The organism is Erysipelothrix inopinata (assembly GCF_014396165.1).
Classification (GTDB): Bacteria; Bacillota_I; Bacilli_A; order Erysipelotrichales; family Erysipelotrichaceae; genus Erysipelothrix; species Erysipelothrix inopinata.
Genome location: NZ_CP060715.1, coordinates 631,676 through 653,982, shown reverse-complemented (window position 1 = coordinate 653,982; position 22,307 = coordinate 631,676). Strand labels below are relative to the sequence as shown.

The window sequence follows — 22,307 nt, the reverse complement described above, 5'->3', positions numbered from 1 at the left end:
AGACAGTTTTGATATAATATAGTTAAGAAAGCGGTGATTGTATGTCTACTATGAATCTAGTAATCTTATGTATCATTTTATTTTTAATCGTTTTTATAATGTTATTAATGAATCGTCTTAAGGAAAGAAATATTGATTTTGATATCAAACACAATCAACAGCAACAAAAGAAGAAAAAACAAAGAGATACAGCCTATCAACATAAATTTGAGCAATCTCACGCTCATACCTATACACAAACAAAGGTAACGCATCAACCAACTCAAAGTTTTAAGTTAGACCGTGACCAAGAAGACATTGTGAAAAACTACTTAAACAACAATGAGAAAATTAGAGCAATTAAGTTCATTATGGACAACTCAAACTTAGGTCTCGCCGAAGCAAAAGCTGTCGTCGATAGTATTAAGTGGTAATTCTTTTTTACTTGATCTAAAGGAGTGATTTTATGTTTGGTTCAGTTTTTCTCAGAAACTTTCGATGCTTTGACTCTGAGAGAGTCGTGTTTAAAAATGGCAGAGGTTCTGTCAAAGATCGTATTTATCTTTTTGGGGACAATGGAAGCGGCAAGACGTCACTTCTTATTTCTCTTGCTTTTTTTCGTAAACTCTCAGATGGCTATACCATCAATCAAATCCACAATAATCGTAAAAGATCAAAATATGAACACAAAGTACCACGTTTCAATCTAACAGACGAGGTAAAAGCTAACTTTAGAATCAATGCACAAGCACCGATGGTACTTGTTTATGAAATTATCGTTGATGGTTATACTTACATCTATGAACTTGTTTTCGATAACACTTATAACCTTATTTCCGAATCACTCGTGAGAACGAGTAGTCGTCGTTCTGTTCTCGTTTTTTGTGTTTCAGATGACGAAGTTTACCTTAAAAGTGCTATCTCACCTTCGCGTAATCTAGATACCTTAAAAATGTTAGTGACCAAGTACAAGAATCAATATACCTGTCTCTCATTACTCTTATACAGTCATCGTTTCTCGAATGGACATCTGTTCCATCCACGCCTGACATCTTTACTAAATTTTATACAAGATTTGCATATCTCTATTACGAACTACTATAACTACAATGATTTCTTCAACTTTATGCTCGATACCGATTTGCATTTAACACGTGGAACTGTAAGCCAGGATTTCAAACATATCTTTGAAAAAACAACACCGATACTTACAGAAATCATTTCCAGTATATTCCCTAGTATTGTCCAATCACGCTATAAATTTGAGTATATCGGTGGTAATTCGTATTCGTTTTATGTTGAACATCTGCAGCAAAATCCTGAAGGAGTTTACATTATTCCCGAGCATGCTTTACCATCCGGACTGAGACATCTTACTGATAACATTATTGAATTTTCGAATGCATTATCCGGTTCAACTTTAATTATTGATGATTTTGAAGGCGTTCTTCATTTGTACCCTCTTCAATTCATGATAGACCATATTATCTCTAAAATTGATGGTCAGGTTATTCTATCATGCAATTCTAACGATATTCTTAATTTGGTTGACCCACATTCAATCTATTTATCACAAGTCATTAAGTTAAAACATAGTGTTGATTGTATTGAAACGCTCTCACCATCTCAACCCAATCACAATATCAGAAACCGTTATGAGTCAGGACTCTACGGCACAAAACCACGAACGACATCACCCAATCTGTCTTCTGAAATAGAAGAACTACGAGATCTTATTTTAAATTTAAAATCGACAGCTCGTTCAAATTTACTTTAAAAGAAAGAGGTTAACTATGAAAATTGGATTTATTGGAATTGGAAATATGGCTTCCGCTATAATTGAAGGAATCAGTGATAAGAAGTCCGTATACATTAGCTCAAGCACTCCCGAGAGCACTTTAGAAAAGGCAAAAACATTAGGGGTAAATGCTACTAAAAGTAATCGTGATCTTGTTGAACAAGTTGATATCATTATTCTTTGTGTAAAACCTGAAATGCTTGAATCAGTTTCAAGTGAAATTAAAGATCTTGTAGGTAATAAGGTTTGTGTTTCAATTGCCGCAAAAAAGACAATCAAAGATTTAGAAAACTATCTCGGTTTAGTGCCCATTATACGTGTTATGCCAAACCTTAACGCAACGATCAAACAAAGCACATCTGCAATTACAAGAAATGAACGCGTTACTGAGGAAAACTATGAACTCGTAAAAAGTATCTTTTCGAATGTCGGTGAGGTATTTGAAGTCGAAGAAAAACTATTCAGCGCTTTTATTGGAATTGCGGGAAGTTCTCCTGCTTTCATCTTTAAATTCATTGATGCTCTCATGAACCAAGCAGTCGAAGAAGGAATGGATTTTAACGAGGCACTCGCAATCACAGTTTCTGCAGTGAAAGGAAGTGCTGATTTTCTTCAACAAAGTTCAAACACTGCCCAAGAATTGGTTGTAAAAGTATGCTCTCCTGGAGGAACAACCATTGAAGGTGTACAATCCCTCGACAATAATAATTTTAATGAAATTGTAAATGAAGCTGTCGCTGCGACAATTAAAAAAGATAAACTTGGATAATACAGTCTCACCTCTCGTAAAGTTCGAGAGGTTTTTTATAATAAAAGATACCTCCTATGGATTCATTCCACATGGAGGTATCTTTATATCACTTTAATTATTGTTTTTCTTCTTAAATCCAAAGAATACAAATGTAATTCCAGCCATAATCATCAAGTATTGATAGATTACAACATTGTTATCAAGTCCAGTACTTGGTAATTTAGTCGTGCTTTCTAATGCATCCTGCTTAGGTTTTTTAGTAACACCGAGAACTTCTACCTCATCCTCTTGATCTGGTTTAGGTTCTACTATTTCTTCCTCTATCTTAATATTTACAACTTCAAGTTGGAGTTTGTTTATTTCCCCTTCATACTTCTCAGGTATATCAATTACAAATCGCTCGTTTGATAACTCGTATCCCTTAGGAGCAATCGCTTCTTCTAAAAAGTATGTTCCTGGTGCGAGTTCATCAAGTTTAGCAATTCCATTAACTGTTGTGAGTGTATCAATAATTTCATACTTATCATTCATCAAGTTAAAGGTTGCACCATCGAGATGATTTCCCTCGTTATCTACTTTATGAATTTCAAGTGTTCCTTGGTAGTTTACGAACTCATTATTTTCGAGTTCTGTTGCAAAAACGAAGTCACCAGTTGCTTTTTCTGGTATTACAACGTCGATGCTAGCAGTATTCAGGATATATCCTGTAGCTGCTTTAATTTCATGAATCGTATAGTTTCCTGATCCAAGATTGTCGATTCGAACAATTCCATTTTGATCCGATTCTGATAATGCGATTACATCCCCTAAATCTGTTCTCAGTTCAAACTGAGCTCCCTCAATTGCATTTCCAAATTGGTCTACTTTATTAAATACCACGGACCCCTTATGGTTTTCTACATTTGTTGCTTCAAAATGTAGCGTTTCTTGTGTGTCAATACCATCTTCGACTGTGAAATTATAAATTCTGTCTTCAATGATATATCCTTTTGGTGCTTTTATTTCATAGTATTCATAGTTACCAGGTCCAATATTTTCGAATGTTACCACACCTTCTTCATTGGATTGATAATTATCACCAACAATGACACCATCTTTAACTAACGCAAAGATTGCGCCTTCCAGTCCATTTTCACCATCGTTTTTCACAAATGAAACATTTGCACGATAGTTTCTATGTTCTAGTTCTATGGATGATTGAGCGTCATTTATCGAAGTTTCTTCGATGGTGAATGCTACAAATTTACTATTTAAATAGTATCCCTCATTAGCTCTCGTTTCAACAAAGAAGTAATTTCCTGCTTCAAGATCTTCAAGTACGATTTGACCTTGTTCATTGGTTACTAAATTGCTTTCAACAAGTTCATTATTCTCTATATTTAAGTAATCATTTCCCTTATAGACTGAGAATGTTGCTCCAGCAAGAACTTCATCTGTAACACCATCTTTTTTAGTCAGTGTTGCTTGTCCTTTGTAGTTCACGAAGTTACTCTCATAGATATTAATTTCTTTATCTTCTGAGATAATTTCGTCTTTGATTTCGAAGCGAATAACTTCTTGGTTTAATACATAACCCTTGGATGCTTCGATTTCTTTTACTGCATAATATCCTACTGATACTTTTTCAAATCTTACACTTCCGTTTTCGTCAGATTTCACTTCAGAAATTGGATTGACTAAGGTTTCATAAGTAACATCAGTATCTTCATCTATTTTATAGAGTCCGAATTTTGCACCTTCAAGTGCTGAACCGTGATTATCTACTTTACTAAATGAAGCATTAACACTGTAGTTAACCGCAGTAAGTTCAATTGTTTCTGGTTTTCCTGTTTCATTTTCTGAAACTACGAATTCTAAATCGTTTCCACGTAAGTACTTTGATTCAGGTGTTTGTTCCACAAACTTATAGTTTCCTGGTTCTAAGTTATTAATTTCAATGATTCCATTTTGAGTTAGATATTCACCAATAACTTCATCATTTTTAACCAAGTTAAATTGAATAGAATCAGTAATTACTTGATTGTTTTTATCAACCTTTGTGAGAACAACAGATCCTTGATAATTTGTAAATTCCACAACGTCTTCATAGAGTAGTTGTTCGGCAACTTCAATCTCTAAAGTTTGATTATTCTTAATATGTCCTACATTTGGAATACTTTCCACAATTTTATATTTTCCTGGAAGTAATCCTTTTCCATTATTATCAAAATATCCAATTCCGTTTTCATCTGTTGTCATGAGTCCTAACAATGAATTATCATCCATTTTATGAACTTCAAAGGTTGCTGATAAATTGATATCTGTAGTGGTACTATCTGATTTCTTTTCTATACGTATGGCATTCTTATGATTTGTAATCACTAAGCCATTATTTGAATTTGCAGCAAGTGTTGTTTGATCATTAACTTGGAGTTTGATACCTTCCAAATATTGAATTTCAATACCGTATCCTGGCAGTGTTTCTAATTCCTTAAGTATATATTCAGTGGTAAATAAGTTTTCAAATTTCAATTCACCATTTTCGTTGGTTACTTGTTCCTTCACAAGCTTGCCAGTACGAGCATAGTATAATCCAAATCTAACACCTTGAATTGGATTTCCTTCGCTATCTTTTTTGATAACTGCCAGTTTTTGACTGGTAGCTGTAGCAGATCCAACACCGTATACGTATGATTTGTCTACAGGAACCGAAACTGTTTTAAATTCTTCTTCTTTATGAGTTGCATTCATATCGGCTTTATTTGAATAGGTTACTTGGCCAACCTCTAAGAGTGGCGTTGTGGAGTATTCAATAATATATGTAGGTAACTCTTTTAATAAACTTGGATTAATAGTTATCGTTGCAATTTGATATGTATGCTCATTAGAATCTTTGGATTCAGTAAATCTAAGTTCAAACTCATCTTTATCTAGCTCACGTATTCTTTCTAAATTTCCATTTTTATCTGCTTTTGCAGCAATTACTTTAAATGAATCCTCGTTGTATGTATGTGTACTATTTAAAGCATCTACAATTTCCATTGAATCAAAGATTGTAGCACTTTTATTCACTTGCAGAGTCCAATCTAAGACAAGTTTACCGTTTTTGTCTTCATTTTCACGGACGCTTTTACTCATGAATTGTCCACCATTTGGAATATTTACATATCCTTTAAGGGGATACTCTTTACCATTATGATTGTTTTTAACAAATGCATGATTATTAATGACATCTTTTTGATTGATATTATCTCTCACAGATGTTTTAAAACGAACAACAATACGGTTTGAATAGCCTTCTTTTTCAAGATTTAGTTTCTTTCCATCAATATTAATTTGCAAGTTAGCACCAGCATCATTATCTGTTACTGAGCCGTCAAGTTTCATCTTCTTATTTTCATTAATATAAGTTTTACCATTTTCGTCAATCGTGTATTCAAGTAATTCAATACTTCCATTTACGAATTTTTGTGGCAAGTCTAATTGGTCATTAATTGTATAATCAATTGTTTCTCTACCGTTGTAGTTTAGGTAGATATCCCATGTTATTTCTTTCGTTTCGAAATTATAGACACCTGTCTTTAATCCGTTATTCTTAGCTTCTGGATTAATTTCTTGTGTTGATGTAGCTTTACCACGAGTGATTACGCCATTCGATGTAAATTCACCTTCTGCGATATTTTTGAATCGACCAACATGGTCAATTTCACTATGGTAAAATTCATCAAAGCTTGTTTTATAATCAATATCAAATTGTGCACGGAACATTTTTCCTGCTTCATCATAGTTAAACTCATAGTTTTTTTCACCATGATCAATTGTGAGTACAAATGTTTCGCCAGATTTCCCGTACCCGTTACCTTTAGTACTGTGTCGCTAACTTTTTCTTCTTTGATTTCAAATGTGCTATTTTCTTTATTTCCTAAATCAAGGAGTACTATCCCATTTTTCTTGATGACAAAGGATTTATCTTTGTAAGTTAAGAAATTCTTGCCATCCTCTAATTTATCTTTAATAACTACTTTATCAAGACTATGTTTTCCGCTTGTTCCGCTTTTACCGCCTTCATTAGCCGATACATGCCATGCGATATCTCGTTTTACATAGTCAATTGAAGCATATTTACCAATGATGCCTTTTCCATAACCTTTACCGTGACCTGTAACTTCATCACCTTCATCGCCATACTTGATAGCTAAGGTATTACTTGTACCATTTGCTTCAATTTTAGACATATCTTCCCAATTTGCTTGAGTCGTATATTTGATTCCGAAATGATCGGTTGAATCACTGAGATATTCAAGTGTGAATGAATCATCCTTAAGAACCTTTCTTCCATCAACTTCAACTTCTTTTTGATTAAGTGTTAATTTCACTTTATCTTTAAATTCGTCATTAAATGATGCAACTGAATATGTTTTTCCTTCATGAGTAATCACAAAAGAGTCCTCTAAATATTTAAATGCATTTTCGGGATAAATTTTATCAGTAACAATTGTTCCTTTTTTGAAGTTTACGTTTGTACTATTGATATCAATGTTCCAAGTGAAAGTATTATCTTCACTTTCATAAACACCATTATCTTTACTAATAACTTTTTCCAAGGGATAGGCTATAGGAACATTATTTGATTCTTTATCTAATTCATCACTTTTAATATGGGCCTTATTGTTAATTAGAACTTCTTTTCCAATTAGAGGAAAATGTTCTTTGGTAACTTTAGTCACGATTGTGATTTCTTTAGGCGATGTGATTGATCCAAGGACAATTTGTAGATTATTTCCTTCACCTACTGAATAATTTTTGTCTTTTTCTAATTGAGTTGCTTCATCTGAATATGATTTTTTTCCACTCACAGCATTCATTTGGTAGTCTTGAACTGTGACGGAGACAAGTTCTAGATTAGGATCTAGGACGTCAGATATAACAACATTATTTAATTTTTTATAATTTTCATTAATATTAATCTTCCAAGTAATTTCATTTTTGTCCTTATCAAGTATTCCCGACTTAGAAATATCTTGGTGTAATAAACTTGGTTTCATAATAAACTCAAAGTCTGTTTTATTAGTAATTGGATTGATGATAGTTACAATTTCATCTACGAGAGTTTCTTTACGATCAACTTTAAGAATTAATTCAAGATCACCCTTGTAATCTTCTTTGAAGTCATCATTTTGAACCATTTCGTTAAGAATGAATTTTACAGTTTGAGTTTGTTTGTCATATTTATAGTGACCAAATGGAACACTATTTTCAATACGGAAACTATCAACCATAGGGAATCCTTCAGGAAGTTTGAATTCAAAGTACTGTCCTGCTGTCAGACTGTTATTTTTTAATTCTTTAGCAGCTTCCCAATGTACTTTTAAGGTAAAGACGTCCCCGTCTTTAATCTCAATAGGTCCCTTACTCGAATCAACAACTACTGCATCATCGCCAGAACCTTTCTTAAGTCCGTATTCAATAACTTTCAAATGTTCTGTAAGATTGTCAGCTCCGACATTTTGAGTTATTTTATTTTTTTTACTATTAGCTTGTTCTTGATTGTTAACTGAAGTAACAATCTCAGAACTCTTTTCTCCTGAAATTAATTCTGGAGTGTCAGCAAATATCCCAATCTGGCCAATAAAAATTGAAACCACGACTAGGCATGACAAAAAGAATTTCTTCTTCATTTATTATCTCCTTTTATTTTAGACGCACCTATTATTATATTAAATTATGAAATTATATTTCACTTGATGCACTCTCTCAGAGAATTAATATTTTCATTATGTATATTTTATACAGAATCACGTGTCATTTCCGAATTCAGTTACATCCTATGGTTGTTTTTGGGCAAAATACTATCATTTTAGTAACCGGTTTCAACTTTTTCTTGATTTTATAACATTATAATGTTATGTTAGATGCAGGAGGAGATAACATATGAATTCACTTATGACTTATCTTGAAGCGAAGGTAATGCCTGTCGCAACAAAAATTAGTGGCCAACGACACATGTCATCAATTCGACACGGTTTAATTGCAATTCTACCTTTGACCATCGTTGGTTCATTCTTTACAATTTTGCTCAACATTCCAGTTGACTCGATTGCTGCATTTATTGCACCACATAAAGCTATGCTGGATGTCCCATTCAGATTTACTGTTGGGATTATGTCCTTATATTGTGCTTTCACAATTGGACAGCATCTTGCAAGTACCTATGACTTAGATCAAAGATCATCTGGTTTACTTGCTGTTCTAGCATTTTTAATTTCTACAGTTGTTCCAATTCAAGTAACAGAATCTGTAGATGGTGTTATTAATGCAGGCCGTTATATCAATATTGCTAACTTAGGTTCAGCTTCACTATTCGCAGCAATTGTTACTTCTATTGCCGCTGTAGAAATATTCCGATTTATGAAGGAAAAGAACTGGACAATTAAAATGCCTGAAGGTGTTCCACCTGAGGTATCCAACTCATTCGTTGCTTTATTACCTACTGCTACAGTTATATTCGTATTCTTAATTATTCGTTATGTATTCCATTTTGATATTAATGGATTCCTTACAGCTATCTTAATGCCACTGAAAGGTGTTCTTGCTGGTAATAGTTTATTCGGCGGACTCCTCACAGTATTCTTAATTTGTTTATTCTGGGTTATGGGTATTCATGGGCCTGCTATTTTAGGACCAATTATCCGACCATTCTGGGATATGTCAATTGCTGAAAACATGGAAGCTTTCGCAACAGGTACCCCAGCTTCACAAATGCCAAATATCTTTACGGAACAATTTATACAATGGTATGTTTGGATTGGGGGATCAGGAGCAACATTAGCACTTGTTTGTTTATTCCTTTTCTCCAAATCAGAGTTCATTAAAAAGTTAGGTAAACTCTCCATCCTTCCCGGACTCTTTAATATTAATGAACCAGTTATCTTTGGGGCTCCTATTGTTATGAACCCAATCCTTGCTATTCCATTTATTCTTGCACCTCTAGTTATGACTACTGTTGCATATATATTCTTAAAACTTGGATTAATTCCAATGATGGTTGCTAAACTACCATTTACTGTTCTCTCCCCAATAGCCGCCTGGATGAGTACAGATTGGACAATAATGGCCGGTGTTCTAGTTATTATTAACTTTATTATTTCACTTATTATTTACTATCCGTTCTTCAAAGTATTTGAAAGACAACAACTTGAAAAAGAAGCTGAATTTGCAAAATCTGATATGTAGTACATATATAACAAAAGCCCAAACGTTAAGTTTGGGCTTTATTTTTCTAGATAATGTTTGTTATGCTTTTAATAATATCATTTCTAGTAATCTTCATTTTTATTATTAGATTTATTCTTCATTGAAATAATAACGAGCACTGCACCTAAGAGAATAATTCCAACTGGAATATTATCATTATCCACTCCAGTTGTAGGAAGGATACTTCCCTCTACTTCCTTTTCTTTACTCTTCAACTCTTTAGATTTTTCAGGTTTTTTAACACCCAGTACTTCAACTTGCTCTACAATAAATTCTAAAGTTAGCCTGTCAGATACTCTTCCCGAACCATCAATTACGTAATATGTTATTGTTTGATATCCAGGATTTTCAAAGTCTAGAGTATTTTCGAATACAATAAATTTTTTATCTATTTTATTTCCTAAATAGTCGTATGCTTCGACATAATCTAGTGGATTAAAAGTTTCAGAATCCTTGTTTTTTAACTTTCTCGACGTATTGTTCTCAGTAAGTGTTGGTCGTTTATCTTCCACAGTTACGGTGATTGTTTTTGTGCCGTAAACTTTACCATCGACAATTACTTCATAAACGACATCATAGACACCTGGTTTTGTAGTATCTACACTGCTTGTCGGAACTAAATCTGCTGTATAGTCTTTGCCATCAGTTCCTTTAGCTGAGGCTTCCTTCAATGGATCAAATTTATCGTTAAGTTCAATAACTTTATCAGTCGCATCAATTGTGACTTCAAGTTCCTTAACTTTTACGATCACTTCTAGTGGTTCAGATTCACGTCCATCTTTATCAGTCACCACATAAATAACTGTTTGATCTCCTGGTTGATCCAATACTTCAGGATTCTTAATCTCAATCTTATCTTTATCAATTGGATTGCCATCGTGATCAGTAGCTTCAACGAAATCTTTTGGATTGGTTGTATCTCCGATTATGACTTCTTTAGGTTTATCTGGATTAACTTCGGTAAGTGTTGGTCGTTTATCTTCCACAGTGACAGTGATTGTTTTGGTTCCGATAACCTTACCATCAACGATTACTTCGTAAACGACATCATAGATACCAGGTTTTGTAGTATCTACACTGCTTTTCGGAACTAAATCTGCTGTATAGTCTTTGCCATCAGTACCTTTGGCACTCACATCTTTTAGTGGTTCGAATTTGTCGTTAAGCTCAATAACTTTATCAGTCGCATCGATTGTGACTTCAAGTTCCTTAACTTTTACGATTACTTCTAATGGTTCGGATTCACGGCCATCTTTATCAGTAACCACATAGATGACTGTTTGATCACCCGGTTGATCCAATACTTCAGGATTCTTAATCTCAATCTTATCTTTATCAATTGGATTGCCATCGTGATCAGTAGCTTCGACGAAATCTTTTGGATTCGTTGTGTCACCGATTACGATTTCTTTAGGTGTATCTGGATTTACTTCAGTAAGTGTTGGACGTTTATCTTCCACAGTTACGGTGATTGTTTTGGTTCCGATAACCTTACCATCAACGATTACTTCGTAAACGACATTATAGATACCAGGTTTTGAAGTATCTACACTGCTTGTTGGAACTAAATCTGCTGTATAGTCTTTGCCATCAGTACCTTTGGCACTCACATCTTTTAGTGGTTCGAATTTATCATTAAGTTCAATAACTTTGTCAGTCGCATCGATTGTGACTTCAAGTTCCTTAACTTTTACGATTACTTCTAAAGGTTCGGATTCACGGCCATCTTTATCAGTAACCACATAGATGACTGTTTGATCTCCCGGTTGATCCAATACTTCAGGATTCTTAATCTCAATCTTATCTTTATCAATTGGATTGCCATCATGATCGGTTGCTTCGACGAAATCTTTTGGATTCGTTGTGTCACCGATTACGATTTCTTTAGGTGTATCTGGATTTACTTCAGTAAGTGTTGGACGTTTATCTTCCACAGTTACGGTGATTGTTTTGGTTCCGATAACCTTACCATCAACGATTACTTCGTAAACGACATTATAGATACCAGGTTTTGAAGTATCTACACTGCTTGTTGGAACTAAATCTGCTGTATAGTCTTTGCCATCAGTACCTTTGGCACTCACATCTTTTAGTGGTTCGAATTTATCATTAAGTTCAATAACTTTGTCAGTCGCATCGATTGTGACTTCAAGTTCCTTAACTTTTACGATTACTTCTAAAGGTTCGGATTCACGGCCATCTTTATCAGTGACCACATAGATGACTGTTTGATCTCCCGGTTGATCCAATACTTCAGGATTTTTAATCTCAATCTTATCTTTATCAATTGGATTGCCATCGTGATCAGTTGCTTCAACGAAATCTTTTGGATTGGTTGTATCTCCGATTATGACTTCTTTAGGTGTATCTGGATTTACTTCAGTAAGTGTTGGACGTTTATCTTCCACAGTTACGGTGATTGTTTTGGTTCCGATAACCTTACCATCAACGATTACTTCGTAAACGACATTATAGATACCAGGTTTTGAAGTATCTACACTGCTTGTTGGAACTAAATCTGCTGTATAGTCTTTGCCATCAGTACCTTTGGCACTCACATCTTTTAGTGGTTCGAATTTATCATTAAGTTCAATAACTTTGTCAGTCGCATCGATTGTGACTTCAAGTTCCTTAACTTTTACGATTACTTCTAAAGGTTCGGATTCACGGCCATCTTTATCAGTGACCACATAGATGACTGTTTGATCTCCCGGTTGATCCAATACTTCAGGATTTTTAATCTCAATCTTATCTTTATCAATTGGATTGCCATCGTGATCAGTTGCTTCAACGAAATCTTTTGGATTGGTTGTATCTCCGATTATGACTTCTTTAGGTGTATCTGGATTTACTTCAGTAAGTGTTGGACGTTTATCTTCCACAGTTACGGTGATTGTTTTGGTTCCGATAACCTTACCATCAACGATTACTTCGTAAACGACATTATAGATACCAGGTTTTGAAGTATCTACACTGCTTGTTGGAACTAAATCTGCTGTATAGTCTTTGCCATCAGTACCTTTGGCACTCACATCTTTTAGTGGTTCGAATTTATCATTAAGTTCAATAACTTTGTCAGTCGCATCGATTGTGACTTCAAGTTCCTTAACTTTTACGATTACTTCTAAAGGTTCGGATTCACGGCCATCTTTATCAGTGACCACATAAATAACTGTTTGATCTCCCGGTTGATCCAATACTTCAGGATTTTTAATCTCAATCTTATCTTTATCAATTGGATTGCCATCGTGATCAGTTGCTTCAACGAAATCTTTTGGATTCGTTGTGTCACCGATTACGATTTCTTTAGGTGTATCTGGATTTACTTCAGTAAGTGTTGGACGTTTATCTTCCACAGTTACGGTGATTGTTTTGGTTCCGATAACCTTACCATCAACGATTACTTCGTAAACGACATCATAGATACCAGGTTTTGTAGTATCTACACTGCTTTTCGGAACTAAATCTGCTGTATAGTCTTTGCCATCAGTACCTTTGGCACTCACATCTTTTAGTGGTTCGAATTTATCATTAAGTTCAATAACTTTGTCAGTCGCATCGATTGTGACTTCAAGTTCCTTAACTTTTACGATTACTTCTAAAGGTTCGGATTCACGGCCATCTTTATCAGTGACCACATAGATGACTGTTTGATCTCCCGGTTGATCCAATACTTCAGGATTTTTAATCTCAATCTTATCTTTATCAATTGGATTGCCATCGTGATCAGTTGCTTCAACGAAATCTTTTGGATTGGTTGTATCTCCGATTATGACTTCTTTAGGTGTATCTGGATTTACTTCAGTAAGTGTTGGACGTTTATCTTCCACAGTTACGGTGATTGTTTTGGTTCCGATAACCTTACCATCGACAACCACTTCGTAAACGACATTATAGATACCAGGTTTTGAAGTATCTACACTGCTTGTTGGAACTAAATCTGCTGTATAGTCTTTGCCATCAGTACCTTTGGCACTCACATCTTTTAGTGGTTCGAATTTATCATTAAGTTCAATAACTTTGTCAGTCGCATCGATTGTGACTTCAAGTTCCTTAACTTTTACGATTACTTCTAAAGGTTCGGATTCACGGCCATCTTTATCAGTGACCACATAGATGACTGTTTGATCTCCCGGTTGATCCAATACTTCAGGATTTTTAATCTCAATCTTATCTTTATCAATTGGATTGCCATCGTGATCAGTTGCTTCAACGAAATCTTTTGGATTGGTTGTATCTCCGATTATGACTTCTTTAGGTGTTTCCGGATTAACTTCAGTAAGTGTTGGACGTTTATCTTCCACAGTTACGGTGATTGTTTTGATTCCGATAACCTTACCATCGACAACCACTTCGTAAACGACATTATAGATACCAGGTTTTGAAGTATCTACACTGCTTGTTGGAACTAAATCTGCTGTATAGTCTTTGCCATCAGTACCTTTGGCACTCACATCTTTTAGCGGTTCGAAAGTATCATTGAGTTCAATAACTTTATCAGTCGCATCAATTGCGACTTCAAGTTCCTTAACTTTTACGATCACTTCTAGTGGTTCAGATTCACGACCATCTTTGTCAGTAACCACATAGATGACTGTTTGATCTCCTGGTTGATCCAATACTTCGGGATTCTTAATCTCAACCTTATCTTTATCAATTGGATTGCCATCGTGATCAGTAGCTTCAACGAAATCTTTTGGATTGGTTGTATCTCCGATTATGACTTCTTTAGGTTTATCTGGATTAACTTCGGTAAGTGTTGGTCGTTTATCTTCCACAGTGACAGTGATTGTTTTGGTTCCGATAACCTTACCATCAACGATTACTTCGTAAACGACATCATAGATACCAGGTTTTGTAGTATCTACACTGCTTTTCGGAACTAAATCTGCTGTATAGTCTTTGCCATCAGTACCTTTGGCACTCACATCTTTTAGTGGTTCGAATTTGTCGTTAAGTTCAATAACTTTATCAGTCGCATCAATTGTGACTTCAAGTTCCTTAACTTTTACGATCACTTCTAGTGGTTCAGATTCACGTCCATCTTTATCAGTCACCACATAAATAACTGTTTGATCTCCTGGTTGATCCAATACTTCAGGATTCTTAATCTCAATCTTATCTTTATCAATTGGATTGCCATCGTGATCAGTAGCTTCAACGAAATCTTTTGGATTGGTTGTATCTCCGATTATGACTTCTTTAGGTGTATCTGGATTTACTTCAGTAAGTGTTGGTCGTTTATCTTCCACAGTTACAGTAATTGTTTTGGTTCCGATAACCTCACCATCGACAATTACTTCATAAACGACATCATAAATTCCAGGTTTTGTTGTGTCTACACTGCTTGTTGGAACTAAATCTGCTGTATAGTCTTTGCCATCAGTACCTTTGGCACTCACATCTTTTAGTGGTTCGAATTTATCATTAAGTTCAATAACTTTGTCAGTCGCATCGATTGTGACTTCAAGTTCCTTAACTTTTACGATTACTTCTAAAGGTTCGGATTCACGGCCATCTTTATCAGTGACCACATAGATGACTGTTTGATCTCCCGGTTGATCCAATACTTCAGGATTTTTAATCTCAATCTTATCTTTATCAATTGGATTGCCATCGTGATCAGTTGCTTCAACGAAATCTTTTGGATTGGTTGTATCTCCGATTATGACTTCTTTAGGTGTTTCCGGATTAACTTCAGTAAGTGTTGGACGTTTATCTTCCACAGTTACGGTGATTGTTTTGATTCCGATAACCTTACCATCGACAACCACTTCGTAAACGACATTATAGATACCAGGTTTTGAAGTATCTACACTGCTTGTTGGAACTAAATCTGCTGTATAGTCTTTGCCATCAGTACCTTTGGCACTCACATCTTTTAGCGGTTCGAAAGTATCATTGAGTTCAATAACTTTATCAGTCGCATCAATTGCGACTTCAAGTTCCTTAACTTTTACGATCACTTCTAGTGGTTCAGATTCACGACCATCTTTGTCAGTAACCACATAGATGACTGTTTGATCTCCTGGTTGATCCAATACTTCGGGATTCTTAATCTCAACCTTATCTTTATCAATTGGATTGCCATCGTGATCAGTAGCTTCAACGAAATCTTTTGGATTGGTTGTATCTCCGATTATGACTTCTTTAGGTTTATCTGGATTAACTTCGGTAAGTGTTGGTCGTTTATCTTCCACAGTGACAGTGATTGTTTTGGTTCCGATAACCTTACCATCAACGATTACTTCGTAAACGACATCATAGATACCAGGTTTTGTAGTATCTACACTGCTTTTCGGAACTAAATCTGCTGTATAGTCTTTGCCATCAGTACCTTTGGCACTCACATCTTTTAGTGGTTCGAATTTGTCGTTAAGTTCAATAACTTTATCAGTCGCATCAATTGTGACTTCAAGTTCCTTAACTTTTACGATCACTTCTAGTGGTTCAGATTCACGTCCATCTTTATCAGTCACCACATAAATAACTGTTTGATCTCCTGGTTGATCCAATACTTCAGGATTCTTAATCTCAATCTTATCTTTATCAATTGGATTGCCATCGTGATCAGTAGCTTCAACGAAATCTTTTGGATTGGTTGTATCTCCGATTATGACTTCTTTAGGTGTATCTGGATTTACTTCAGTAAGTGTTGGTCGTTTATCTTCCACAGTTACAGTAATTGTTTTGGTTCCGATAACCTCACCATCGACAATTACTTCATAAACGACATCATAAATTCCAGGTTTTGTTGTGTCTACACTGCTTGTCGGAACTAAATTCTCTGTATAGTCTTTGCCATCGGTACCTTTAGCTGAGACTTCCTTCAATGGGTCAAATTTATCGTTAAGTTCAATAACTTTATCAGTCGCATCAATTGTGACTTCAAGTTCCTTAACTTTTACGATCACTTCTAGTGGTTCAGATTCACGACCATCTTTGTCAGTAACCACATAGATGACTGTTTGATCTCCTGGTTGATCCAATACTTCAGGATTTTTAATCTCAACCTTATCTTTATCAATTGGATTGCCATAGTGATCAGTAGCTTCAACGAAATCTTTTGGATTGGTTGTATCTCCGATTATGACTTCTTTAGGTGTTTCCGGATTAACTTCAGTAAGTGTTGGACGTTTATCTTCCACAGTTACGTTTTTGGTTTTAGTAACAGTACGGCCTAAAAAATCCGTTAGTTCATAGGTGATTGTATATTTTCCTACTTTATTTGGATTTACTGCATCGACAGTTCTACCATTTTCATCTTTTATTGTATATTTCAATTTATCATTAGAAACAACTTGCTTTGATTTTCCAGGTTCGAAAGAAGCCTTTCCTGTAACTTTATCTTTATCAATAGGATTATAGGTTTTTAATGTTCCTACTTCTATATTCTCATCAAAAGTTGATAACTCAGGATATGGTCCCTCTCCATTATCAATGTAGATATAGTAAATAATATTAAAGCCAACTGGACTAGAGGTTTCTTCTAATTTGATTGGATAGTATCCTTCTTTATTAACACTTCCTGCAGCATTTTTAATTGCCATGAAATTATCAAGTTTCTTGAATCTATCATCACCTTTTTTGTGTTTATAGATTACAAATCCATTGATTTCCATTTTACTTGCAAGTGCTTTTTCTGCTAAACCTTCAAAATCATTCTTAGATACCGTTATATCAATAGGGAAATATAGCGTTACGTTAACATCATAGTCATATGTCGTTTCAAAATAGATGTATTTACCGTCATTCCATGTCATCGTATCTGCTTTATTTGTTGGTACGACGCCATTTCCACCTTTTTGAATTAGCCTATACATTTCAGAATCTTTATAGGGTTTACACTTATCACCAGCACTTTCACATGTTGGATAATTATTCACATTATAATCAGCAAAAATATTTATATTCTCATAATTTACAACTGTCGATAGCAAAATAGCCAGCGACGCAAACATACTTAAAAAAATCTTTCTATTTTTCTTCATAGCTTCCCCTCTGTTCACACCAATAATATTTGATGGTACAAATTTAACTTATTCTAGTATATCTGACATACTAAACCTTGTCAATAACAACCTATTGTTGTTTATAGTAAGCTTGTTTAGGAATAGAATTAAATATTTTTGACGTCATAAAAAGAAAAAAAGTTCCAAAGGAACTTTTATAGAATTTATCTTATCTGTCCATTACCATGGACAATGTACTTATATGAAGTTAAGTGCTGTACGCCCATTGGTCCACGAGCATGAAGTTTTTGTGTACTAATACCAATTTCAGCACCAAATCCAAAGACACTTCCATCAGTGAATCGGGTAGACGCATTAACATATACTGTTGAAGAATCAATGCGTTGCGTAAAGTATTTAGCATGAGAATCATTGTTTGTAATAATCGATTCAGAATGCTTCGTATTATGTTCATTAATATGTTCTACTGCTTCTTCAACTGAACCAACAATCTTCACAGACATTTTTTTATCGAGGTATTCAGTGTAGAAATCTTCATCGGTTGCGGGTAAAACAATTGGAGATATATCTTGTGCTTGTTTATCGCCGTAAAACTCTACATCAGGAAATTTTTCTACAAGCGTTGGAATAAATTGATCTGCTATTTTTTCATGGACAACTAATGATTCCATAGTATTGCATACACCCAATCTTTGAAGTTTTGCATTTTCTATTATTGCGATACTCATATCTAAATCGCCATCTTCATCAACATAAATATGGCAGTTACCCGAACCAGTTTCAATAACAGGAATTGTACTATTTTCTACTATAGCGCGAATCAATTGTGCGCTACCTCTTGGAATAAGTACGTCGATAAACTTATTCATTTTCATCATTTCATGTGTTGTTTCTCGATCAGTACTCTTTATTACTTGGATACTGTAAGGGTTAAGATTATGACTCTCTAGTGTTTCTTGAACAATTTTTTCTAAAACAATATTTGTATTAATGGCTTCTTTACCACCTTTAAGAATCACAGCGTTACCACTCTTAAAGCAAAGGGAGAACGCGTCAATTGTGACATTAGGACGTGCTTCATATATGATACCAATCACGCCTAAAGGAACACTCACTTTATCAATTACGAGTCCATTTGGTCGTGTTATGGTTTCTAGGACTTTCCCAATTGGATCTTCAATGTTTGCTACTTCTTTAAGCCCCGCAGCCATTGCAATAATTCTGTTATGATCCAGTGTAAGTCTATCAATAAATGCCTTTGGATAGTCTAATACTTTCACTGCGTCTAGGTCTTTTTGATTTTCAGTTATTATTTCTTCAATTGATGACTCTAAATTATTTGCTAAGTCACAAAGAATGGCATTCTTTTGTTCTGTTTCCAGTACCAGTAAGTCTAAGGATGCTTTTTTCGCATTCTTACCAATTTGTTCTAACATAGTGCCTCCTATAAATATTCAGCCAATGAAAAATTTTCACGTTTATTGGCTTTAAAGTAAGTACCAACATTCTTTCCATCTACAACATCATAGAGAACATTCACATCACGGCCATTCACCAATACCATTTCTGCACCATATTGTGTAGCGATTCTACCTGCGTCAATTTTCGCATTCATTCCGCCTGTTCCCACAGATGATGAACTTGTATCTTTACCCATGATGAAATGTTCATCATTAATTTCTTCAACATATTCAATTAATTCAGCATCGGGATTACTGCTAGGATCATCAGTATAAAAACCATCAATATCAGATAAGATGATTAAAAGTTCTGCATCAATCATTGCTAGTACAAACGCAGACAAGTGGTCATTATCTCCAAATTCAATTTCGTGTGTTGCAACCGTATCGTTTTCATTCACAATCGGAATGACTCCCATATTCAACAATTCATGAAACGTATTCATTGCATTGACACGACTTTCTTCTTTTACCATTGTATGTTTCGTTAATAATACTTGAGCACAAACTTGCCCATACTCCGAGAATAACTTTTGGTAAGCCATCATCAATTTTGCTTGTCCAATTGCAGCCAATGCTTGTTTCTTTGGCATTTCATTTGGCATTGCTTTCATTCTAAGTTCTTGTCTCCCTACCGCTTGAGCTCCAGATGAAACCAATACTATTTCTTTTCCTCTACTTTTCAAGTCAGATAGAACACGAACTAACTGTTCTAATTTTTGGTAATTAATATCTCCTGTTTCCTTGTGTGTTAAGGAAGAGGAGCCTATTTTGATCACAATTCTCTCTTTTTCTTTCAATATCTCTCTTAGCATGTCATATTCCTCTTATTTCTATCAATATAATACACTAAATCACTGTGTTTCTAAAGGATAGTCATTCTTTTATCCCTCTTATCTTTGTGATATAATCACTACACGGGGCTGTCATGGTTTCGACAGGATTTCGTTTGATTTAGATTGCAGTGGTGTGGTTACCTTAAAACCAAACAAAAATTAACTGGAAACAATAACAGTTTACAATTCGCTGCTTAATTAGCTATTCATAGCTGTAGCGTGATGAATCTAAGCTTTGCCTTTGGGCGAAGATCATCAACATAACCAACGAAGGATAAGGTTGCGTGAGCTCGACACGTAACTCGAAAACCCAAGAGCACATCAAAGAGACCTTTGTCGGCTTCGTCCTCTTTGATTATTATGAAGCAGACTAAACTGTAGACGTCTAAATGTGGAACACTTCTTGGACGCGGGTTCGACTCCCGCCAGCTCCACCAAATGACAATTAACCCACCATAAGGTGGGTTTTTATTTACTCATATTTTAGTAATATTTTTCCGATATCACGGCAATTCAAGATGATGTACACTTGAACTCACACTCCATTTTCACCTATTTTCTATCTTACCCATGATACTATTATTATAGGAGGATTCGTATATGAGAAAAAACCGGTTGATTGCTTTCATCCTTTATATGATTATCCTATTCATATTATTAATTGTGGAGGTGTCCTTCAAAATTAATATTTCTAAATACGTCTCTATATTTGCAGGAATACTCATCGCAATCCAACTTTTCACATCCGTTCCATTTCCTGATGGAGGATTGTTTCCACTTCGCGAAGTAGAAAGTCGAGCTCATGACACTCGTCCTTTTTTTCCACCCTTGGATTTCTGGGTTTGGGCGCTTGGATTTTCTTTGTATTTATTCATTTTATTTAAGTTCAAATAACGAAATTAATTAAAACAAATTCCTGTGGATATCAACCAATAATGTCCATCACTAATTGGAGTGTGGTAAAATTATAATAATAAAGTTCTATTTTCAGGAGGAAGTGCTGTGAGCCCTATGGTAGGAAGTATAATCCGCGATGAACGAATTAAACAAGCTATGAAACAAGAAGTTCTATGTCATAAAATATGTTCTCCTTCTTATTTGTCAAAGATTGAGAGTAATCAAGCAAATCCAAGTGATGATGTTTTAGTATTGCTCTTCCAGCGATTAAATATTAGGTTTATTACAGATATATCTCAGAGCTCACTGTACGAAATTTTCTCGGAGGTAACTAATTACGCACTTTATGAAGCATATGATCAAGATGTTAATAAGAGACTTCAAAAATCACTTGAGCACTATAGATACTCAAAATATTACTGGGATATCTACATCCATGAACTTTTACTAATTGATACAACGACTGATTTTGAAATCTCAACATCACTCCCAGAGAAGTATCAGTACCATCCATTTGTCTCGGTATTATACTCACAGATGCACATTAATCCCGATAAAATTGATGAAGCGATACGTAGGTTACTTCTTTCCCAAGGTCAAGATGATAGCGGAATCGTAGATTTTTCTCTTTCTCAAAGTTATTTTTATGCGGGTAAGTTTGATAAATCTTACGAGTGTGCTCAGAGAAGTCTGGATACCTTCGCAAATCTTGGAAATATCCGGATGATGATGCATGCTCACTTTCAAATGGGTAATACTATAATCTACTCTAATTTTCCAAAAGCATTGTCACATTTCGAAAGTTGCCGACGTATTGCGAAATTATGCAATGATTCTCAAACGATTTCTGATTTAGATTATAACTTATCTGCAGACTATCTGGATTTGTACTTCAAAAACGGAAATTATGAAGATCTACTTACTGCTCAAAGTCTTATTCTTGCAGCTTACGAAAGTTCACCTAAGAAGTCGTTATACCACTTTGAAAAAATTATTTTAATTCATCTTTATCTTAATGATTTGGATAGTGCAACTTTGTACTTTAAAAAAATGAGCGTATCTGATAATACATGGAAAGAGTCTCTTGAGTATGAAGCGCTAGAGTATGCCGTTTCTCATTCAATGTTTTATCTTGAGCGAAATTATGCAATTTTAATTGAATCCATCCTCGATAAAAATCTTAAATCCAATATTTATACTAGAGCAATTTTCATCCAGAATATGTTGGTGTCGATTTACAAAAAACAAAAAAGGTACAAACGTGCATTGGATCTTTCCAACTTTCCTAATTAACATTAAATACTCGCATTTAAACCAAATATTTGGTACGCACTTTCCCAACCTAGTCTTCTAGGTTTTTTTATTATCGCCGCTTAAACT

General features: G+C 34.8%; 10 protein-coding genes and 1 other RNA gene. 6 read left to right on the top strand and 5 right to left on the bottom strand.

Annotation, left to right across the window (positions count from 1 at the left end; genetic code table 11):
• Positions 1-50: 50 nt before the first annotated feature.
• From H9L01_RS03180 to proC, 3 genes are read left to right on the top strand one after another with little or no spacing between them, the layout of a single operon-like run.
• A complete protein-coding gene (locus H9L01_RS03180; RefSeq protein ID WP_187534585.1) occupies positions 51-413 on the top strand; it encodes a hypothetical protein in 363 nt (120 codons plus the stop codon).
• Between the two features lie 32 nt (positions 414-445).
• A complete protein-coding gene (locus H9L01_RS03175; protein WP_187534584.1) occupies positions 446-1,756 on the top strand; it encodes an ATP-binding protein in 1,311 nt (436 codons plus the stop codon).
• Positions 1,757-1,772: 16 nt separating this feature from the next.
• The gene (proC, locus tag H9L01_RS03170) at positions 1,773-2,546 is read left to right on the top strand and encodes a pyrroline-5-carboxylate reductase (RefSeq protein ID WP_187534583.1); all 774 of its coding nucleotides are present in this window, start codon (positions 1,773-1,775) and stop codon (positions 2,544-2,546) included.
• 93 nt (positions 2,547-2,639) lie between these two features.
• On the opposite strand, the gene H9L01_RS03165 is transcribed toward proC, so the two are convergent.
• The gene (locus H9L01_RS03165) at positions 2,640-5,258 is read right to left on the bottom strand and encodes an MSCRAMM family protein (RefSeq protein ID WP_246449195.1); all 2,619 of its coding nucleotides are present in this window, start codon (positions 5,256-5,258) and stop codon (positions 2,640-2,642) included.
• An 893-nt stretch (positions 5,259-6,151) separates the two neighbouring features.
• On the bottom strand, positions 6,152-8,185 hold the full coding sequence (locus H9L01_RS10755) for a collagen binding domain-containing protein (protein ID WP_246449153.1): 2,034 nt from the start codon (positions 8,183-8,185) through the stop codon (positions 6,152-6,154).
• 253 nt (positions 8,186-8,438) lie between these two features.
• Here H9L01_RS10755 and H9L01_RS03160 point away from each other — a divergent pair, with 253 nt between their 5' ends.
• Positions 8,439-9,740: a PTS sugar transporter subunit IIC gene (locus tag H9L01_RS03160; protein WP_187534581.1), complete on the top strand. Its 1,302-nt coding sequence runs from the start codon at positions 8,439-8,441 to the stop codon at positions 9,738-9,740.
• Between the two features lie 83 nt (positions 9,741-9,823).
• On the opposite strand, the gene H9L01_RS03155 is transcribed toward H9L01_RS03160, so the two are convergent.
• The 3 genes from H9L01_RS03155 to proB form a co-directional block, all read right to left on the bottom strand.
• Complete coding sequence (locus H9L01_RS03155) at positions 9,824-17,752, bottom strand: DUF5011/hyalin repeat domain-containing protein (RefSeq protein WP_187534580.1); 7,929 nt, start codon at positions 17,750-17,752, stop codon at positions 9,824-9,826.
• Positions 17,753-17,937: 185 nt separating this feature from the next.
• Positions 17,938-19,170 carry a glutamate-5-semialdehyde dehydrogenase gene (locus tag H9L01_RS03150; RefSeq protein WP_187534579.1) on the bottom strand — a complete coding sequence of 411 codons (1,233 nt, stop codon included), beginning with the start codon at positions 19,168-19,170 and terminating at the stop codon, positions 17,938-17,940.
• An 8-nt stretch (positions 19,171-19,178) separates the two neighbouring features.
• On the bottom strand, positions 19,179-19,973 hold the full coding sequence (gene proB, locus H9L01_RS03145) for a glutamate 5-kinase (protein WP_246449146.1): 795 nt from the start codon (positions 19,971-19,973) through the stop codon (positions 19,179-19,181).
• Between the two features lie 140 nt (positions 19,974-20,113).
• Between proB and ssrA the strand changes: the two genes are divergently transcribed.
• Positions 20,114-20,467: a transfer-messenger RNA gene (gene ssrA / locus H9L01_RS03140) on the top strand.
• Between the two features lie 574 nt (positions 20,468-21,041).
• Complete coding sequence (locus H9L01_RS03135) at positions 21,042-22,220, top strand: helix-turn-helix domain-containing protein (protein ID WP_246449193.1); 1,179 nt, start codon at positions 21,042-21,044, stop codon at positions 22,218-22,220.
• Positions 22,221-22,307: the final 87 nt, after the last annotated feature.